Raw genomic sequence first — 18,449 nt, 5'->3', positions numbered from 1 at the left:
TTACATAACAATTACAATTATTAATAAGCTAGGTTACAAGATAAGGAAATAACCGATAAAATAAGATGGAGGGATAAAAATATGAAAAAACTAGGGACTCTATACTTTTTCTGCGGAAAAATGGGAGCTGGAAAAACGACTAAATCAAAACAAGTGGCTTTAGAGAAGCAAGCAGTATTGTTATCTGAGGATGAATGGCTTGCATCTCTTTACCCTAATCAGATTACAACATTTGAAGACTATCTTAAATTCTCAGCGCAACTCAAGCCGATGATGAAAAAGCATGTCCAAAACATATTAAGTGTTGGTACAGATGTAGTCATGGATTTTCCAGGTAATACTCAACAACAGCGAAAATGGTTTTTGGATATTGCATCAGAGGTAAATGCAAACCATCAACTAATTTTCCTTAATTTAAATAATGAGCAATGCTTACGTCAAATTGCACAAAGGTGTATCGAACAACCCGAAAGAGCAACTTTTGACACAGAAGAGACGTTTATTCATGTTACTAATTTTTTTGAAGAACCAGAAGTATCCGAGGGTTTAAATATTTTAGAGTTTAGTTGGGAAGAATAATAAGGTTTGCAACATATCCTTGAAGATTTAAAGTGTGTAAAAAAATACCAAAATAGACCAGCGATAGTTTCTATTAAAGGTAATGAGATTGTTCGGATTTAGGTGATTACATTAAAGGCGATTGGCATTCTAGTAATTCACCCTACTCTGTAAGGTATAGAGGGTGATTTACTTTTTTTTTGAAAAAGTAAATGACAACGCAAGAATCGTTACAATAAGTGTAGCGAAACTAAACATGAGCGTTATAGACTCATAAACTGTCATTGGAACCATCTCCTTTATTTTCGTTTGAAACGAATTTTTGGAATAAAAGATGACCAATCACCCTTAATATCTCAATCTACTACATGTAGAAATTATACCTTTATTGGCGTTTAATATTAAAAAAGCGAACACTAATTCTTTTGTACGATTATAAGGGAATTAGTGTTTTTTAATTTGTTACGATACATTCTGCAATCTCTGGAAAATCAATAAATGGATTCCGATTGCCTTGAAGTTCATGGATAGCTAGGTTGCGATGCTTTTCATAGATAGATACTGGAAAAGATTGATGCCATTTTAACAATAAGAAGATATTCTCTAGTTCTTTTTTTATTATGTTTGGATAGCGAATTAGGAAATAGAGTGTAGCTCTAGCAACGATTCCTTTGCCGTATTCTGGTTCGAATTTACTTTCTTCAGCTTTGCCGCAGCCATCTTTGATTCCTAAAATTAATCCTTCAGGGATATAATCATGGAAATCGTAATAAGGGTAGTTGCTGCGACTGCTATTGCAGGTAGGATTGCAGGCGAATAAATGATGCAAGTCTCCTCTCATCGGTTCTTTTTTATCGAACCATGATTGAGGCACTACATGTTCACAGTTAAATAGATTATCCGATAAGATGCTTATTAACCCTTTTGCCTGCATTTCGTGGAGCCGAACGTCCTCCTCTATGACAGAAAGGGGATCCATCCTTTTTCCAGAATAAAGACTTTTTAATGAACCGTTTTCCTGTAAATCAACCCAGGGGTACACATAACGGTGCGGGCTGTAGTTTAATTGATCTGTATGTGTTTTTATAAGCAATGTGTGAAGGCTGTCTAAAAGAGTAGTATTCGTGAATGAAATGCTATGATAGTATTGATTTCTGACTTCCTTATCTTTCTTTTCGTCATAATAGGGTCGATTTTCCTGATAGTTTAAAAAATCTGACTTGGCCGTTTCCCATTCACAGTATAGCAAATCTAGTTTTTCCATTATATTTTCAACGCCTGTCCAGATAATTTTTGGTTGAATACATCCGATAAGTATTCCTCTGTTGTTAAGTACAGCATGCCGTTGCCTTCGAGTTTTGGCGAGTTTCCTAAAGGAATCGTTCTTTTTATTAATTGTGCATACAGCTCAGCCTCTGTCAGATTTCGCTCAAAGTTTCTGTTGGCATTCTCTTTTATGAGTGCAAGTGCACCAGATATATGCGGTGTTGCCATCGAAGTTCCGCTTAGTTTTGCATAAGTTCCGTTTAAATACGTTGAAAGGATCTCTTCACCAGGGGCTACTAAGTCGACTTCATTATTCGAATTTGAAAAATAAGAAGATCTGCGTTGCAGGTTAATGGAACCGACACTGATGACTTCATTGTAGCAGGCAGGGTAGGCTAATTCATTTGAAGAACTCTGTCCATCTCCCTCATTACCAGCAGCACAAACGACTAGTATTTGATTAGTGATTGCGTTTTGAATAGCTTGGTGTAACTCAGGTACATCGACAGAACCTCCGAGGCTCATGGAGATTATATCCACCCTTTGTTCAACTGCATAGTTAATACCATTTATGATCCAGTCGTATTGCCCTGATCCATTTTTATCAAGCACTTTTAAAATCAATAAATTTGCCTCAGGTGCAACACCAACTACTCCTGTGTAGTTATTGATTGCAGCAATTGTGCCAGCCACATGGGTTCCATGGCCATTATAATCGATGTATCGATCAGGTTGTCCATCATCATCATGAGTGAAATTCCACCCACCGATAATACGCCCACTCAAATCAGGATGGGTGACGTCGCAGCCTGTGTCCAATATCGCTACAGTAATCCCCTTCCCTTTAGAATTCTCCCAAACTTTTGGAGCTGCAATAAGTTCAATACCTACTGGCACCACTTCGACCACTTCGACCACTTCATTCACTTGAAACGGAATTAAATGTAACTTTTGCTTCATTTGTATCCCTCCTGAAAGAAATTAGGTATTAAGTGTAATATTGGTAATTAATAATATTCTAACAATTTTGAATTTTGAATAACAGTTACAATAGATGTGTTTTTATCTAAAATATCAGAATTTTAATAGTGAAAATAGTATTGGTATCTATTAGTCAATATCGCATGATAACATCTTAAAGATTGTGGATGTTTGTACTTAAAATAAACTGCATTGGAGAAGTTGAAGTTCATGGAACAGAAGATGCTTATAAAGGTATCGAATTAATACGTGTACATAAACTTTCTAAAGATACAACATTAGCTGAAGTAGAAAATCTATTCTCTACGCTATTTCACAAAGGTGAAAAGGGCTATAAAAATCTAACACAATGCGTGGGTAAAATTACAATTCGAGCAAAAAAGGAAAATGGTGAAATGGTATAAGAAGGACACGATTGAGGGGGAAAATGGAATTTAAAGTTTTCAACAAGCAAAAGAAAATGTGAGGATTTTCATTTAAACAAAATGGACCAAAAATATTTAAATCAATTCATCAATATTAACTTTGACAAAATTGGGGAGAGTGAGAAATAGATAAAGAATATTTACTTTAATATTAAAGTGTTTTAAAATCCTTTCAATACTTAAATTTACAAGGAGGCATATTATGGAACAAAACATTCCTGAATCAATTGATGAATATATTTTACAATATCCTCAAGAGATTCAAGAAATATTAAAAACAATAAGAATGGTTATAAAGGAATCAGCGCCAAATGCCGAGGAAAAAATAAGTTACCGAATGCCTACTTTTGTATTAAACGGAAATCTGGTACATTTTGCTGCATACAAAAACCATATAGGCTTCTACCCAACTTCAAGCGGGATTAATAATTTTCAGCATGAATTATCGGGATATAAAACCTCTAAAGGTGCAGTTCAATTCCCGATTGGAGAACCCATCCCTTATGGATTAATTAGTCAAATAGTAAAATTTAGGGTTGCTGAAAACCAAAGTAAAGTGGAAGGGAAAATAAAAAAGAAATAATTTGTAGATGGCAAATTTCCCTTTGTTTATGAACTGTAACAAAAATCATAATAACAGGATTTATCAACAATCGGCGCGATTCTATAATATGGATCAGCGCTCGTTTTCATTAGAGGGTTAGATTATTGAATGACATGCTTTTGTAAATGTAACTAGACGATTCTTTGGGTGCTTTTTTCATCTAACATTATTGTATAGTTAAATGTAAAAGGGGAGACAGAGTATGGATAACCAATATTTCGTAGGTTGGGGTACATTGGCATTGACTGATACCACCTTTGTGTAACAATCCTGTTTACAACGCTAATGGGCATATTCACGAAATAAATGTACTAAAATGGTTATTTTCTTTTTCACTATTTATACCAAAGCCGTACACATGTGTTTCATTCTTATTCCACAATCGGGCCATATTGTTGAAATACATTCTTTTATGAAAAGTTACCAAACGGCGGTTTGATAACTTATTATTTGTTATTTAAAAGTAAATCTAAAAACAATTCAGAACTAGTATTTGGCTGCATGTTTAATCGTGTGCATACATGTACAGGGCGTATAATTTCTATGTTTTTCACATAAATCCTCTGCAGTTGATTAGTATCTAAATACCTTTCAACAGCAATAGATGGAGATAAAGTAATACCATAACCTGAAAGAACTGCTTGAACCGATTCCGTTAATCCATTAAAAACTAATCCTATTTTAGGAAATGGCACACCTTGAGTATGACAAATGGATTGAAAAAGTTTTCTTGTTGAACTCCCTTCTTCTCTCATAACAAATGAGTATTGAACAAGTTCATCTAAAGTGACCTCTTTATTTGCTAATTTATGCTTTGGGTGAGTAACGAAATAAAACTCAATATCTTTCCAATGTTTACTTACTATATTAGACTCATCTATATTTTCAGTAACAATAATTCCTATATCTGCCTTATAATTTAGCAAATTATGAATCATGTCTTTCGTGTTTCCTGATTGAAGTACAAATTGAATATGCTCATTTTCATCTTTATACTTCGAAATGAATGGTGGAAGTATAGCTGTAGCTGGTAAATAGGTCGACGCAATGACAATTGTTTCAGCTGCTTGTTTTTTTATATTCGCGATTTTTGTTTCTATCGAGGTTTCTAATGAAAAAAGGTTTTCCGCCTCTTTTGCTAGAATGCGTCCTATTTTCGTTAATTGAATTCCTCTACCTTTCGATTGGATCAATGTCACATCAAGCTCTTTTTCTAAATGGCGAATTTGTATCGTTACAGCTGGCTGACTCAAACATAGATACTCTGCGGCCTTTGTTACATTTTCAAATTCAGCTACCGTTTTAAATATTCTTAAAGCGTGTAGATTCATGAAAATCCCCCTTGCATAAATATTATTTATGAATATTACTTAATTATATATTAGATTTATTGATAATAGCGTTGTATGGTTTGTATAAAAAGTTGAGGGAAAAATAATGAGGACATTGATTAATCTTTCATTGATATTTGCAGGTGGAGTTTTTCTATTATTACAAATTAATGCTACAACAAACATCCCGTTTCTCAGTATCATTATTTGCATTGGCATGTTAGGTTCATTTATAGGGACACTTGCAGGAGGCGGAGGCTTAATTACGTTACCTGCAATGCTACTACTTGGAATTCCTATTCATTTTAGTATCGCAACAAATAAATTTTCTTCAGGAATCGCATCATTATCTAGTTTATTTGTTCTTCTAAAGACAAAAGAGTTGAATATGAAAATAATGAAATCCTACATTATTTCTTCGATTATCGGAGGGGGCTTTGGTGCGCTAGTTACGTCAATTCTTCCAGAGAAATGGCTAAATCTAATTGCAATTTGTTTGCTAATATTTACATTTTTTGTATCTATTAAAAGTAAAAAATGGTATAGCGAACTACAAGCAAATAATACAAATCTTAATAATAATCGTGCTTCTAAAGTGATGTCATTCTTTATTGGGATGTATGATGGTGGATTTGGTCCTGGGTCATCAACATTCAGTATTTTATACTTTATAAAATCTAAAAATACTTATGTAAAGGCAACACAAATGAGCAGAGTGTTAAATTTCGGTAGCTGTTTTGGGGCATTTATCATTTTTTATCAAACGGGTTATTTACAATGGGATTATGCAATTGCTTTGGGTACGGGATCTATCATTGGAACACAAGTTGCACTAAAAATTGTATCAAAAATACCTTTAAAAATTGCTAAAGGGTTAGTAACTACCATCCTAATTTTATTAATCGTTCAAGTAGCATGGCAATTTAAGTAGATATGCAGTACTAAATCACAATCTTCAGCAATCGTGCGCTTTTCTTGAAGATTATTGAGTTGCATAGGCAGCTCTTTTTTCTTATTCAACTAACAGAGCAGTTTAATTAAAAATTATCTACTTAGAGAAACGAGGGTAATAAAATGAAATATTTTACTAAAGAATGGCATGAATTGTGTCAAAAAAATAATTTACATCTGCATTTAGAGGAAGAAAAGCAAGCTGAAACATTCTCAGAAGAATATTTTCAACAGCTTTACCACATTGAATTAAATAGTTGGCTTACTGTACAAGAAGAAGCTAATTTAAGATTAAAATCTCACGAAAACTATGAACCTTTTAATAAAGAAAAGGGAATAGAACAATTTCATGATATTTTCATACATAATCTTATGTATTTAAAAAAGCAATTACCAGAAACAATAGTAAAACAGATTGCAGATATAAGGGTGTTTACTTTAGATAAGGCAACTCGTAATGTAATAAATGCTGTAACTCAATTTTGCGAGGAAAATTACAGAATTGTAACCACAGTAATTGAAGATTACAAAAGATATATAAAAGAAAACTCAACATTACTGGATATAGAAATTGATGGGGATTTTAGCTTCCATGATTGCAAAATTATAAAATCAATTAAGAATGATAAATCCTTAAAATTACTCCTTGATAATAAAGTGAGTGATACAAATATAGATGAGGTCATATTTGAAAATATTAATATTATCAAACAGGATGATTTGTTAGAAGATTCATGGTGGCTGTATGAGGAAATATATAAAGTGAATGACAAATATGAATTTCACGTCTTGCTACAAAATAAAACGGAGGACTTAATTGATTTTATTATATCAGCTGAACAAATTTCCTTTATAAGTAATAAAAATAATCTTTGATAGTAAACTGAGGCGTTTTTGTATTAAGTCGAAGCGAAGATATTAAAAAAATAAAGAGAAGCCTTATTAAGCTAACGGATGCTTATCTTCAATAAACTCAACAATCGGGCGCGATTGCGGGATAAGCTCCTCTTCTCTGATACAATTTACGTGTGTTTAAATGCTATAAGAACTTGAAAGTTTGTAAATACAGTTAATAAAGGTCTTGAGTTTGAACAAGTTGTAGCATTTGTTAGAGATTATGATTTTGAAAATGAAGAAAGACTAAATGCTCATTATGTAGCGGTTACAAGAGCTAAAGAAAAAATGATAATACAATTGTCTATACAAATAAATTAGCTAATATTTTTAGAGCCCAAGATGTTAGTATCAAGGAGAAAATTAAGTAATCAACTGTTATAATTTCAAATCCGTTAAATATTGGAGTGGTTTAATTGGGGTGTTTTACCTATTAATCTACATAAAGATAGACTAGATTATTGTAAGCTGTTTCTAAGGTCGCCATAATGCTTAGAGAATCGTATGTAGACAAACTACACGAGAAAGAAGCTGAAGTATTATAGTTTCGGGTCGCGGGTTTGAATCCCTCATTACTTATACGTACGATAATTTTGTTCAGCTAGTTGCAACAGAAGTAAATCCTGGATTCTTTTTAGTAAGAAGAATTAATTAGAATTTCATTTTGGAACATTACCATAGTTATTTATAAGAGCTAGTGATCCAATTAATCAGCAAGTATAATTGTTGAGTAAATAATCATGTTCTACACATTTCTACACAACCTAATTGAAAACCCAGTAATACCAAGGTTCAAGGCGAATGATAAACTCCCCCTGGGACGTCAATTGCAAAACGTAGGTTGATTTTTAACCAAAAAGAAAAACGCTTAAAACCTTTGATAATATAGGGGTTTGGGCGTTTTTTTCTTTGTGTACAAAATATCGAGAATAGCATTGAATAACATATAGAATTAAATTTAGGTAAACAATGTGAACAAAAAATTAAGATGCAAAAATGTTGAGTGCAATTTCTTCATCTCGTTCATCCACTTCTTTTAGGAGCGTATAGAAAAGCTCTAGATTGTTAATATGAATCTATATAAATCATCCTTTTATAAAAGAAACTCCATATAAAGAACAGTATGTGCTTTCTACAATTGGTTAAATGAAGGTGATAGCCTTCCACAATCAATGGTGTATGGTGAACCATCGTTAGAATATTAGTTGGAGTGATAAATGGAAATATTTATTAAAATTATTTTTTTATGAGGTATTATTAAACTATATTATTTGTGAAAAGCATAGAGAGGGGTTTTTAAATGAGAAAAGTTTACTTGTTATTTGCTATTATTGGCACAGTATTTCCGTATTATTTTTTAGTGCAATTCTTGAACGAAAACGGTTTTGATTTAGGGTTATTAATAGATTTATTATTTGCAAACTCGATATCGACCTTCTTCGCTGTTGACTTTTTTATTTCATGTTTTGTTTTTATCCTCTTTATGTTTAACGAGTCGAGAAAGTATAACATTAAAGAAAAGTGGATATGTCTATTAACTTTGTTTACAGTTGGTTTATCATTGGCATTACCATTATTTTTGTTTTTCAGACAGCCATATATAAAGAAATAAGGGTGTTAACCTAGATAGGCTTTAATTAAATACTCCGTGATGGGTGGTCTTTGACAAGACAGATAAGTTAATAAAGAAAATTACACATGGACATGGTGTTACACAAGACAGAATATAAATCTTAGTATCAAAAGGATTTGAAGCTATAATCCAATGTCTTCCTGAGACGACCTTCATCTAAAACAAGTTCGAACCAAAAAGCGCCTCAAACCTTTTAAAATCAAGGGTTTGAGACGCTTCTTTTTCTTTATTAAAAATACGTAAGAAAATGAACTGTGCAGGGAAGTCTTGAATGGCTGTTACAGGCTTAGTTATAAATGATTTTTTGACCATCGCTAGCATTAGTACAATCTGTTGCTTCCCAAAGCAGATCATCGTAGATACTTTGTTCTTTATGTTTGTTTAGTTTAGTGTGTCGTGGTGGTTCGTTTTTACAATTATTTTACGCCAGGAACCCAACCTACATTACGTTTCATCATGTTCATTAGGGGCTCTGGAATGTTATTATCACGGCTCATATCCATTTCCGTAATAACGGGTTCACCAGCGGCTACTTTTTCCACCCAGTGCGCTTCAATTAATAGCTCACGACCAAGTGCAAGTAAATCAGCACCTGTTTCCATTGCTTCTTTCGCATCTTCTGGTGAATAAATAGAACCAACGCCGATAAACGGTATTCGACCGTCAATGACGCGTTTTAAAATTTTAATACGGTTTTCTTTTTCGCCGCTATAACGATGTGCTTCTGAGCGGAAATCACCTAATGAAATGTGCAAGTAATCGAGCTTTTCATCTGCTAAACGATCTACAAGTCGAACCGTTTCATCTAGCGTGATGCCGTCTTCTTCAGGCTCTTCTGGGCTAAAACGATAACCAACGATAAATTGATCATCAGCATATTGCGCTTTGGCACGGTTTACACTTTCGATAATTTCTAATAAGAATGTCATACGGTTTTCAACAGAGCCACCATAACGGTCTGTGCGTTTATTTGTAAAGCCTGAGAAGAATTGTTGTAATAGATACGTATTTGCACCGTGAATCTCCACACCGTCAAATCCTGCTTCAATGGCACGACGTGTCGTTTCACCAAATGCTACGACGATTTCCTCAATTTCTTCTACCGTTAATGCACGTGCCACACCGCCATCTGCTGCAACGTTTTCACTTGCACTTACGATATCGCCATTTGGTACAAGGTCACGTACTGCTTGGCGACCGCCGTGATATATTTGTAAAATTGCTTTTGCGCCACCGTCGTGAATCGCATCAGCAATACGTTTTAAGCTCAAAATATATTCATCGCTATGTGCCGAAATTTGACCTGGGAAGCCTTTCCCATTAGGAAGTACGTAAGCACATGCTGTAATCACCGCACCGACGCCATATGAGCGCTCACGGTAATATGTAATCTCCGCATCTGATACCGTATCATCCGCATTTGCTGAGTAAGTGGTCATTGGCGCCATTAAGTAACGATTACGAATTGTGACGCCGTTATGAAAAGTAAATGGTTTTAAAAAAGTTGTCATGTTATTCACTCCTTCTAAAACAAGAGTAAATTTATAGGATTTAAAAGTCAAAGATCATGCTTACGACTATTTTCTATTTACTACATCATAATGAAAAAATCAGAAAAGGCCTATAATATTGATTCACAGCATACTGCCATAATTGGAGCCTTTGAAAACGACTATTCGTTATTTCACTCTTACACAATGCGCATGATACATCTTGCTTCACGTTATCCGCACGTTGGACACTTACGTATTTTAATAAAACACAGAAAAAAGCGGTAAAGAGTCGCCTTTTTCTATGTCTATCATTAGCTTACAGTATCGTGTAACCTTTTAAACTAGCCCTCTATTTAGGTATCGTAGAAAACAATTCAACATCATCAAAGTAGTGAATTGCATCTTTATCTTGGTCATATACATATAATCCATAACCATTTTTGTTTTGTACTAGCTCTTTTATTTCACTAGTAGTCAATGGTTTATCTACTTCTGTATTAAGAGTAACAATATATTTTAGTGCATTAAATTCCATAATAGCTCCAGGAACTAACCCTGTACTATCTTTGTTTATTATTGAAGAAATATTTTCGGGTATCTTTAATTCAAAATAATATTTACTATTAATTTTACTTAACACATCATAAAGCTGAGGACTGATTCTGTAAGAAATTTTAAATTCCACTAATTTATCATTAGCGTTTACTTTAAATTCATCAACTCCAAAATTTGGTGGAATAAATTGCTTTTCTAAAGAAACGGTACTACTGACTTCCTCCATTTGTTGTTGTTGATGATTATTTTGTTTTTCCTCTAATTGCTGATTGTTACGTTTTGTATCTTCAATTTGTTGATTATTATCGCATGCTACAAGAACAAAAATAGATGTCAACATAACTAGAATAAAAATAAAAAGTTTACTATTAATAATTTTTATCATTGTTTAACCTTATCGCTCCAACTAGTATACGTCCATTTTCCTGTCACAGTCTTAGAACTTATTACTTTGCCTGCACTCCATAGTTTTTCAGTTCCACTTGCTTGCACCCAACTACTTCCTGCTCTTAACAAATAATTAGACTTGGCGGGAATCGACCAAGTGATTGAAAGTGTTTTTGTAGTAGATGTTCCTAGTTCTACTTGAGTTGAAACCCCAACTTCAGCCACCATTGACTTAAAAGTAGCGCTAGTAGCAACATTAGCTGAAGAAGATTGCGTAACAGCTACTGAATAACTAACAGAATCTGTGGCCGAACTAGGATTTTTAGCCAAATGTTGAAATTCTAGTTGATTGTTTCTAGAGGAACTAGAATGCACATATTCATACCCTGACATATCACTGGCATATGGCGCAATACTTGGCAAAGTTACAAGCGGAGCGTTATCGTATTCTGTATAGTCCTCAGAGTTTGTAAAGTCAACTGCGTTTGTAAGGTCTACAGGTTCTTCAGCGTTAGCACCACTAACAGCATGTAAAGAAAGTAAAGATAACATTGATGTTGCTAATAAGGTTTTCTTCATAAACATCCTCCATTCATCATACAAATTTTACCAAAAATAGGTTAATGAAATTATATATCATTATTTTTTGATTTTCAAATTTTTTACATAATTAAATATTTAAATTTGTTTTTAAACAATCGTTGTATAAAATGCCTAAAACTTTATCATTTGAGAAACTGATTTGCTTGTTGTCGCACTCAGAATTTCTATTAACTAATATAGGATAAAACAGATTGTAAAAAGGAAAAGACCACTCCTTATAAGTGGTCAATATAGATAATATGCAATTTGGTCTTATTTTATAATGAAGTCGACTTACTTTTTTCTCATCCATAATTAGGTCTTCTTCATGTTTTGGGCGAGGGGTTCAGTATGCCCGACACGCTCATTCGGTTTTTTAATATTGGATGATTTTGCTGACTCGTCTGTTGCAAATTCTGTATCTTTTTTATCCCTTTTCATTTCGACACCTCCTAAAAATAGTATTTAACGTATCTCCATAAAATATCCTTGTTTTTTTCAAATTCACATTTACAACATTTTTTCAATCTCACTAATCTATGATTTTTCAAAAGAGTGAGGTAAGTACTATATATTAAGCATTGATATATCAATGTTAGTATGCGCTTCTAGGAAGTATTAAGGTTCGTTCAGATAGAAAATTCTAGTTAAAGAAAAGCGCTTCGAATCCCTTAGTATCAAGGGTTTGAAGTGCTTTCCTTTTTGGGGAATACGTTAGATTAAGGATAGAAATGAAAAGTATTTACACATTTTCAGTTGCTTGAAGAAACTGCTTTTAGGTTTGAAAGTTAAGTGGAATATGCATACAATTAGCCGAATTCCTCAATGATTTAGGAATGAGGATATTTTATTATTTATTTGTAATATATAGTATAATAATGGGTAATTTGATTTTTATTAGATGTTGGTCAATTCGGAGTGAGATGATAGAATATTGAACCAACATTTTGGCTTGATCTATAGAACGTGGGAAGTTCTCAGTTTGGCAGAATTAAAAAGAATTGTTTTCTTAATTCTAAAATTTCAAAAATCTATTGTCATAAAATTAAGGGAGAATAAAATTGAATATTAATGAAACTGAAAAATTGAAAAAAATAGTGGAGAAATATTTATCAGAAATTAGTGAGTATGTAAAAATTGGTATTAAATTTGGCGAAGAGGATAGAATTGAAGAGGAAACTATTTCATCTAAATTGAATGAGGAGCAATTGTTTGAAGATGAAGATTTTAATAAAGCGGAGAGAATTAGATATAAAGTAGATAAGCAACTATTTACTATTTTAATAGAAGGGTTTACCTCAGACAATTCATATTTATTTTGGAATAAAGAACAATTCTCCTTTATTCGATTTCTATTGGATTCAATTTTATTAGAAATAGATGAAAATGATATAGGTAGTTCCTTAGATAAAATGTTAAATGAGAATATAAATTTTAAATTATTAAATACTGCAATGGAGTTTACAAATTCAGTTCTAAATATTGAAAAAAATAAGGAATTAAAAAATAATTTTTTAAATTATATCGAAAAAATATCAATGCTTAACTATGAGGGAATTAGTGTTTCTGCAAAATTATTAATAATAAACGAAGATGACAGAAAAAATAATATAGATATGGTGGTAAATTTTAAACAACCAATCGAATATAAAGAAACAAAAAAAATAAGAAAAATTTTTGAAATGTCTTCTGAAAATATATTTGTAATAGGTGATACATACCGGATTTTTGGTCTCGGAAAATTTAAAGATGCTAGTTTTTCAAAAGGAAGTAAATTAGAAGATAGGATAGTCGCGTTTAATTTTGAGGGTAAACTGGATTATAAAATTAATTTAATTGAGTTTAATAATTCTTCAAGTAATACCAAAGATTTTAGAGAAAAATTAATAATAGGCTTTAAAGATAAGTCCATCATTTTAAATAAATTTGAATTTCCAACTGATAAACTGAAAGGTGAAATTAATGAAACCTTTAAAAGTTATTTCCATGGTAAAAATTACGATGCTCTTCAAATAAGTGAAAAAGTTTCTTCAGTATGCAAAATTATTAAACATGCCTCCCATCAAAAAAGTGGAACTATGGTGGTAATTACTACACCGAAATTAGCTGAAAGCGAAATTACTAGACTTAATAGTCAATGTTTTAGAGTAGATGAGATTGATATATTTAATTTAGGTAATCCTACTATTTCTAAAACACTTATTAATCAATTAACCAGTATAGATGGTGCACTCTATATCGATATTGAAAGTAAATTCCATGCCATTGGAGTGATATTAGATGGACTTGCCACTGATGAAGCAGATAGTTCGAGGGGGGCAAGATATAATTCAGCTATCAGATATCAAAAAATGGAAAAAATTCAAACAAAGAAAATTGTAACTAATGACTGTATAGTAGTAGTACTTTCTGAAGATGGAATGGTAGATATTGTTGGTAACAGTATTAAAAATTACGAATCTAATAAAAACGAACTAAATCTATTACTTGATAAAAGTAGTTTTGATGAAGTAATACAAAAAGCTTCTCAATATATAGGAGAAAATGAATCGATTATAGAATATTATTTAATTCGGGCAAAAGCTTATACTAAATTAGACAAAATTGCTGAAGCAGTAATCGACTATGATAATGCTATAAGAATCAATTCATTTGATAGTCAAACATATGTTAGTCGCGGGATTCTTAAAAGAAAATTAGGGGAAATTAAAGAGGCCTTATTAGATTTCAGTAAAGCAATAGAAATAAACCCAAACTATACAACAGCGTACAATAACCGAGGAATTTTATATTATGAAATTTCGAAGTATAAGGAAGCATTAGCGGATTACAGTAAAGCCATAAAAATAAATCCAAACTATGCAGTCGGGTACTATAATCGCGGGATTTTAAATAAGCAAATAGAGAAAAATGAAAGAGTATATTAGACTATAGTAAAGCCATAGAACTAAATTCAAATTATGCAGAAGCGTACAATAACCGAGGAATCTTAAATAAACAATTAGAGAAAAATGAAGAAGCCTTATTAGATTACAATAAAGCCATAGAAATAAATCCAAACCATGCACTAGCGTACAATAACCGAGGGATCTTAAATAAAAAATTAGGGAAAAATAAAGAGCCTTATTAGATTACAGTAAAGCGATAGAACTAAATCCAAACTATGCAGACGCATATAATAATCGTGGGAACTTATATAAAGATATAGGAAAGTACAAAGAAGCTTTAGCGGATTACAGTAAAGCGATAGAACTAAATCCAAACTATGCAGAAGCTTACAATAACCGAGGAATTTTAAATAAACAATTAGAGAAAAATAAAGAGGCTTTATTAGATTACAATAGAGCGATAGAACTAAATCCAAACTATGCAGACGCGTACAATAACCGAGGAATCTTAAATAAAAAATTAGAGAAAAATGAAGAGGCTTTATTAGATTATAGTAAAGCGATAGAACTAAATCCAAACCATGCACTAGCGTACAATAACCGAGGAAACTTATATAAAAATATAGCAAAGTACAAAGAAGCACTAGAAGATTACAATAAAGCGATAGAACTAAATCCAAACTATACATTAGCGTACAAAAACCGAGAAAGTTTATTAAGTCTTATAGGGTGAGATGGTAAAAATAAAAATACGATTTCTAAGTTTTATTCAATAAGAGCTTAAAATAAAGTAAATGTTAAATGTTTTGATGCGGGCGATATTAGTTTCCTTTTAAGGACGTCAGTTGATGAAAAAGAAAAACGTTTAAAACCCTATGAATACAGGGTTTTGGACGTTTTTTAGTTTGACTGGCTGGAATTAAGCTATTGCAATACTGGAAAAATTGCTGAAATAACATTGAAAGAAACGTAAAAATTCGTGTAAATCCTGTTATGTAGAAGGAAATAATAAGGAGTAAGCTATCCTTGATTTAAGTTTGGGTATCAAAGCTGCCTAATACCATGAAATCGACCACTACGCCACTTACGGGGTTTTCTGAACCTAAAACGTTAATGCCTAAAACTGTTACACCACTAATATTTGTAACGTTAGCAGAGACATATTTTGCAGCAATGTTCTTTTCTCTCATTTGTACCCGCGGTCTTGCATTAATCGATGAATTGGTGGAATAGACGCTTGATACTGCGTAGTCGATTGTTGATAACAGTGTATTGCCTGTAGCTAATGCATTGTCTGTAAAATAAAACGTCGCTACACCATTAGCATCTGATGTAGCTTGCCCATAGATAATACGCTTTTCCTTTTTAGGATTGGACTCGCCTGCTTTAAACACATGAAATAATGTTGGTGATAATGTAATAACTTCAATGCTCATAGCCATCCTCCATTGCATTTTACAATAGCCTATGAACTTGTATTTCGTTTAATACTTGAAATAGGCATTATTAACTTTTCGTTAGAAGCAGACGAATAACACGCGAATTATGGAGAATGCATACTACAAGAAATGAATAAGTAGTAAAATATAGGAATGGCGTGATTTTAAAAAAACGACTTAGGGAGAGAACATAAATGGGCAGGAAGCGAAAAACCTTACCGAAAAATTTCGAGGAACTCATTGAAATAGGCGATCTATCAGCGTTAAAAGAGGTATTTTTACAATGTGAATTAGATGCTCATGGTGGTTACAGTAAATCAACAGCTTTAAGTTTTTTTAAAGTACCGAATGATTTGGTTCGCTGGCTTGTGGAGCAGGGTGCTGATATTAATGCGCGTGATCGTTACGGAAGAACGGCTCTACATAAACAGGCAATGAGTTGGTGCGGAAATATTGAATTGTTACTTGAGTTGGGTGCAGCGATAGAAGCACTGGATTATCAAAATGAGACACCTTTATTTGCAGCGGCAGAGTCATTTAATCCAAATGCAGTTTACACATTAGTTGGCAAAGGCGCAAATCTTAGCGCAGAAAACAAGATGAAACAAACCCCTTTAGAAAAAGCTTTGGCAACCTGTAGAAACATAGATATCGTCAATATGGCAAAGGTTGCAGAAATTTTGCTAAACGCTGGAGTGACTGTAACGCAGGATATGCAAAACGCTATTAAGCGAATTGGCAACGATTTTGAATTTCACCGAGATAACTTTAATAAGGAATATTTGAATCAAACGGATGAGGCACTTTACCGTCTATATCAGCTATTTGCTGTTTCCCCAGTCGGAAAACGAAAGACGCATGATGGCAGCTCTCTAATTACAGTATCTTCAAATGGTTGGCAGGCGCAGCATAATGAACTATGGGGTTTACTCATTCCTTCACAAGGACATGCGAACACCATACAGGGTGAGGTAATTCGTATTACTGGTAAAGTCGCTTATGAAATTTTAGATAACGGTGGCATTAACTGGGATAATCAATATCGAAAGATGCTCCACAGTTTGGGTCATTATTTTCGTCTGGGCACGCCATTAAACCCAGCTACTTTGCAAGAGGCTGAAACATTAGTGAAAGAACTTCACAACGGTAATAGTAGTGATGAACCTGCGAGACTGTGTGAATTAGCTGTGCATTGGGTACTTAGCAATCCGAATCCAATGAGGTTGGAACAGCCAGATTATAAGCGATAACTACGTATGCCTTGTTCAGCCCAATAAGAATTCAATGCTTAGCAATTTTCTTACTTTACAAGCTAAAAAAAGAGAATCGGACAGATAAGGAATGACAAAACACCTTTATTGGCTTACTAAACATAATTGGAGGGAATGTTTTACTATGAGTTATGATGTTCATATCGGAAGGTTAATCAGTGGGAGAAGAGAATTAGAAGGGAAGGGTAGTTATCTGCTATGTACGGCTAATCAAACGATTCAAGAAATAACGACATTTGGTTCTAAAGATGGGATATTCATTAGTACGCGTGATTTGGAGAATGCCCTTTACGACCTCTGCAAATCTGCAATTGCTCGCTATATAGAAGAAGGACGAAACAAGGATGTGTATACTTTCTCACTCTATACGGATAGCTATAATGGCAGCTATATAGTGTACATTAATAATCGGGATTCTTTAGAGCAAACGGTTGCTCAATACTACGCACAATATCAAGAAAGTTACTTGGAAACTGGTAGCAAGTTTTACAATCAAACTCTAGAGCAAATCTATCGCTCCTGTAAATTTAGTGAAGGCGATTATCCCTTTATGTACGACGAGATGCCGAATGGTCTTGAAACCTATCTTGAAATGTTCAACTGTATTAGTCAAGAAACACCCGCGTATTTAAGCAATGACGAGAACTACATATTTGAGAAGACCATAATAGATTCAGAGCTCTTTTTAATTGCCATCCAAGTTATTCATCGATTGCAAAATGACCTAAAGCAATTGAACCGTACGGAGGACTTTATTGCCTACGTGTCAGCCGCGGATGGCGTTGGTGGTGATTATTTGACATTAAGTCAGCTCATAAGAAAAACTGTACCCGAAGACCAATTATATCAATCAATGCCTGACTTAATGAAGAAAGATATGGAATTCCATTCTGCTGTCGATGCTATACAGCAACGCCCCCTTGTTCAACAAGTAAAACATTGGGTAGATGTAATCGAAAGAGGAGAATTTGGTAAAGGTAGCATGCGAAGCTTCTGGCGAACAGATTATGAGGCTTATGAACAACTTGTGGGGCTTGGAGGTCACGCCATCCCACATATTCAAGAGCATCTGAACAGTGAACTTGAAGATGATACTAGGCGCATTCTAATGGTGGTATTAGAAGATCTGGCAGAACAAGCTGCTCGCTTATAATTTTACAAAATCGTATAAGGCGAAAGGGGGGAATCCAA

General features: G+C 33.3%; 19 protein-coding genes and 2 pseudogenes. 12 read left to right on the top strand and 9 right to left on the bottom strand.

Going from position 1 to position 18,449, the window contains the following annotated elements; genetic code table 11:
- The first annotated feature begins 81 nt into the window (after positions 1–81).
- Positions 82–579 carry an ATP-binding protein gene (locus LO754_RS16785; RefSeq protein WP_231784841.1) on the top strand — a complete coding sequence of 166 codons (498 nt, stop codon included), beginning with the start codon at positions 82–84 and terminating at the stop codon, positions 577–579.
- 168 nt (positions 580–747) lie between these two features.
- Here the strand turns inward: LO754_RS16785 and LO754_RS23810 are convergent, their stop codons facing one another.
- From LO754_RS23810 to LO754_RS16775, 3 genes are all read right to left on the bottom strand, one after another.
- Positions 748–843, bottom strand: a complete 96-nt coding sequence (locus LO754_RS23810) for a putative holin-like toxin (protein ID WP_219818977.1) — start codon at positions 841–843, stop codon at positions 748–750.
- Positions 844–1,012: 169 nt separating this feature from the next.
- Positions 1,013–1,822: an endonuclease gene (locus tag LO754_RS16780; protein ID WP_231784840.1), complete on the bottom strand. Its 810-nt coding sequence runs from the start codon at positions 1,820–1,822 to the stop codon at positions 1,013–1,015.
- Positions 1,822–2,784: a S8 family peptidase gene (locus tag LO754_RS16775; protein ID WP_024363255.1), complete on the bottom strand. Its 963-nt coding sequence runs from the start codon at positions 2,782–2,784 to the stop codon at positions 1,822–1,824. The genes LO754_RS16780 and LO754_RS16775 overlap by 1 nt, the downstream gene beginning before the upstream one ends.
- A gap of 188 nt (positions 2,785–2,972) precedes the next feature.
- On the opposite strand from LO754_RS16775, the gene LO754_RS16770 reads away from it, so the two are divergent.
- Positions 2,973–3,209 (top strand): hypothetical protein, encoded by a 237-nt coding sequence (locus LO754_RS16770; RefSeq protein ID WP_024363254.1) that lies wholly within the window; start codon positions 2,973–2,975, stop codon positions 3,207–3,209.
- Between the two features lie 223 nt (positions 3,210–3,432).
- Positions 3,433–3,813 (top strand): DUF1801 domain-containing protein, encoded by a 381-nt coding sequence (locus LO754_RS16765; protein ID WP_231784839.1) that lies wholly within the window; start codon positions 3,433–3,435, stop codon positions 3,811–3,813.
- A 467-nt stretch (positions 3,814–4,280) separates the two neighbouring features.
- On the opposite strand, the gene LO754_RS16760 is transcribed toward LO754_RS16765, so the two are convergent.
- Positions 4,281–5,165, bottom strand: coding sequence for a LysR family transcriptional regulator (locus tag LO754_RS16760; protein WP_231784838.1), 885 nt, complete (start codon positions 5,163–5,165; stop codon positions 4,281–4,283).
- Positions 5,166–5,271: 106 nt separating this feature from the next.
- On the opposite strand from LO754_RS16760, the gene LO754_RS16755 reads away from it, so the two are divergent.
- From LO754_RS16755 to LO754_RS16745, 4 genes and pseudogenes are all read left to right on the top strand, one after another.
- Positions 5,272–6,096: a sulfite exporter TauE/SafE family protein gene (locus LO754_RS16755; protein WP_231784837.1), complete on the top strand. Its 825-nt coding sequence runs from the start codon at positions 5,272–5,274 to the stop codon at positions 6,094–6,096.
- Positions 6,097–6,239: 143 nt separating this feature from the next.
- Positions 6,240–6,992 carry a DUF4085 family protein gene (locus tag LO754_RS16750; protein ID WP_024363250.1) on the top strand — a complete coding sequence of 251 codons (753 nt, stop codon included), beginning with the start codon at positions 6,240–6,242 and terminating at the stop codon, positions 6,990–6,992.
- Positions 6,993–7,202: 210 nt separating this feature from the next.
- Positions 7,203–7,331: pseudogene (locus LO754_RS23805) on the top strand (hypothetical protein); the annotation flags it as partial.
- Positions 7,332–8,310: 979 nt separating this feature from the next.
- Positions 8,311–8,622, top strand: a complete 312-nt coding sequence (locus LO754_RS16745) for a DUF2834 domain-containing protein (RefSeq protein ID WP_231784836.1) — start codon at positions 8,311–8,313, stop codon at positions 8,620–8,622.
- Positions 8,623–9,059: 437 nt separating this feature from the next.
- Here LO754_RS16745 and LO754_RS16740 read toward each other — a convergent pair whose 3' ends face one another.
- The 4 genes from LO754_RS16740 to LO754_RS23525 form a co-directional block, all read right to left on the bottom strand.
- Positions 9,060–10,154: an NADH-dependent flavin oxidoreductase gene (locus tag LO754_RS16740; RefSeq protein WP_108029885.1), complete on the bottom strand. Its 1,095-nt coding sequence runs from the start codon at positions 10,152–10,154 to the stop codon at positions 9,060–9,062.
- Between the two features lie 331 nt (positions 10,155–10,485).
- Positions 10,486–11,076, bottom strand: a complete 591-nt coding sequence (locus tag LO754_RS16735; protein ID WP_108029884.1) for a hypothetical protein — start codon at positions 11,074–11,076, stop codon at positions 10,486–10,488.
- Positions 11,073–11,657 (bottom strand): hypothetical protein, encoded by a 585-nt coding sequence (locus tag LO754_RS16730; protein WP_025220214.1) that lies wholly within the window; start codon positions 11,655–11,657, stop codon positions 11,073–11,075. Before LO754_RS16730 ends, LO754_RS16735 begins: the two co-directional genes overlap by 4 nt.
- 318 nt (positions 11,658–11,975) lie before the next feature.
- A complete protein-coding gene (locus LO754_RS23525; RefSeq protein ID WP_255702582.1) occupies positions 11,976–12,101 on the bottom strand; it encodes a hypothetical protein in 126 nt (41 codons plus the stop codon).
- 620 nt (positions 12,102–12,721) lie between these two features.
- Here LO754_RS23525 and LO754_RS16725 point away from each other — a divergent pair.
- The 3 genes and pseudogenes from LO754_RS16725 to LO754_RS23795 all read left to right on the top strand — a co-directional run.
- Positions 12,722–14,587 carry a tetratricopeptide repeat protein gene (locus LO754_RS16725; protein WP_231784835.1) on the top strand — a complete coding sequence of 622 codons (1,866 nt, stop codon included), beginning with the start codon at positions 12,722–12,724 and terminating at the stop codon, positions 14,585–14,587.
- Positions 14,581–14,790 (top strand): tetratricopeptide repeat protein, encoded by a 210-nt coding sequence (locus LO754_RS23800; protein WP_435892073.1) that lies wholly within the window; start codon positions 14,581–14,583, stop codon positions 14,788–14,790. Before LO754_RS16725 ends, LO754_RS23800 begins: the two co-directional genes overlap by 7 nt.
- Positions 14,790–15,281 (top strand): annotated as a pseudogene (locus tag LO754_RS23795) (tetratricopeptide repeat protein); the annotation flags it as partial. The gene LO754_RS23800 and the pseudogene LO754_RS23795, both read left to right, overlap by 1 nt.
- A 298-nt stretch (positions 15,282–15,579) precedes the next feature.
- On the opposite strand, the gene LO754_RS16720 reads toward LO754_RS23795, so the two are convergent.
- Entirely contained in the window at positions 15,580–15,984 is a 405-nt protein-coding gene (locus tag LO754_RS16720; protein WP_024363243.1) for a hypothetical protein, read from the bottom strand.
- A 197-nt stretch (positions 15,985–16,181) separates the two neighbouring features.
- Between LO754_RS16720 and LO754_RS16715 the strand changes: the two genes are divergently transcribed.
- Both LO754_RS16715 and LO754_RS16710 read left to right on the top strand, forming a co-directional pair.
- Entirely contained in the window at positions 16,182–17,237 is a 1,056-nt protein-coding gene (locus LO754_RS16715) for an ankyrin repeat domain-containing protein (protein ID WP_108029883.1), read from the top strand.
- 145 nt (positions 17,238–17,382) lie between these two features.
- Positions 17,383–18,411: a DUF4303 domain-containing protein gene (locus LO754_RS16710; RefSeq protein WP_167492615.1), complete on the top strand. Its 1,029-nt coding sequence runs from the start codon at positions 17,383–17,385 to the stop codon at positions 18,409–18,411.
- Positions 18,412–18,449: the final 38 nt, after the last annotated feature.

It is taken from the genome of Lysinibacillus sp. GJ-1, assembly GCF_021166035.1.
In the GTDB taxonomy this organism is placed as follows: domain Bacteria; phylum Bacillota; class Bacilli; order Bacillales_A; family Planococcaceae; genus Lysinibacillus; species Lysinibacillus sphaericus.
Note: the sequence above shows the minus strand (reverse complement) of the source record. Positions and strands in the feature narration are given on the sequence as shown.

What these genes read in the sequence shown, in the direction of transcription:
- LO754_RS16765 (WP_231784839.1), top strand. Translation starts at nt 3,433, where the DNA reads ATGGAACAAAACATTCCTGAATCAATTGATGAATATATTTTACAATAT.
- LO754_RS16710 (WP_167492615.1), top strand. Translation starts at nt 17,383, where the DNA reads ATGAGTTATGATGTTCATATCGGAAGGTTAATCAGTGGGAGAAGAGAA.
- LO754_RS16740 (WP_108029885.1), bottom strand. Translation starts at nt 10,154, where the DNA reads ATGACAACTTTTTTAAAACCATTTACTTTTCATAACGGCGTCACAATT.
- LO754_RS16775 (WP_024363255.1), bottom strand. Translation starts at nt 2,784, where the DNA reads ATGAAGCAAAAGTTACATTTAATTCCGTTTCAAGTGAATGAAGTGGTC.
- LO754_RS23810 (WP_219818977.1), bottom strand. Translation starts at nt 843, where the DNA reads ATGACAGTTTATGAGTCTATAACGCTCATGTTTAGTTTCGCTACACTT.
- LO754_RS16720 (WP_024363243.1), bottom strand. Translation starts at nt 15,984, where the DNA reads ATGAGCATTGAAGTTATTACATTATCACCAACATTATTTCATGTGTTT.
- LO754_RS16715 (WP_108029883.1), top strand. Translation starts at nt 16,182, where the DNA reads ATGGGCAGGAAGCGAAAAACCTTACCGAAAAATTTCGAGGAACTCATT.
- LO754_RS16760 (WP_231784838.1), bottom strand. Translation starts at nt 5,165, where the DNA reads ATGAATCTACACGCTTTAAGAATATTTAAAACGGTAGCTGAATTTGAA.
- LO754_RS16780 (WP_231784840.1), bottom strand. Translation starts at nt 1,822, where the DNA reads ATGGAAAAACTAGATTTGCTATACTGTGAATGGGAAACGGCCAAGTCA.
- LO754_RS16785 (WP_231784841.1), top strand. Translation starts at nt 82, where the DNA reads ATGAAAAAACTAGGGACTCTATACTTTTTCTGCGGAAAAATGGGAGCT.
- LO754_RS16750 (WP_024363250.1), top strand. Translation starts at nt 6,240, where the DNA reads ATGAAATATTTTACTAAAGAATGGCATGAATTGTGTCAAAAAAATAAT.
- LO754_RS23525 (WP_255702582.1), bottom strand. Translation starts at nt 12,101, where the DNA reads ATGAAAAGGGATAAAAAAGATACAGAATTTGCAACAGACGAGTCAGCA.
- LO754_RS16735 (WP_108029884.1), bottom strand. Translation starts at nt 11,076, where the DNA reads ATGATAAAAATTATTAATAGTAAACTTTTTATTTTTATTCTAGTTATG.
- LO754_RS16755 (WP_231784837.1), top strand. Translation starts at nt 5,272, where the DNA reads ATGAGGACATTGATTAATCTTTCATTGATATTTGCAGGTGGAGTTTTT.
- LO754_RS16745 (WP_231784836.1), top strand. Translation starts at nt 8,311, where the DNA reads ATGAGAAAAGTTTACTTGTTATTTGCTATTATTGGCACAGTATTTCCG.
- LO754_RS16730 (WP_025220214.1), bottom strand. Translation starts at nt 11,657, where the DNA reads ATGAAGAAAACCTTATTAGCAACATCAATGTTATCTTTACTTTCTTTA.
- LO754_RS16770 (WP_024363254.1), top strand. Translation starts at nt 2,973, where the DNA reads ATGTTTGTACTTAAAATAAACTGCATTGGAGAAGTTGAAGTTCATGGA.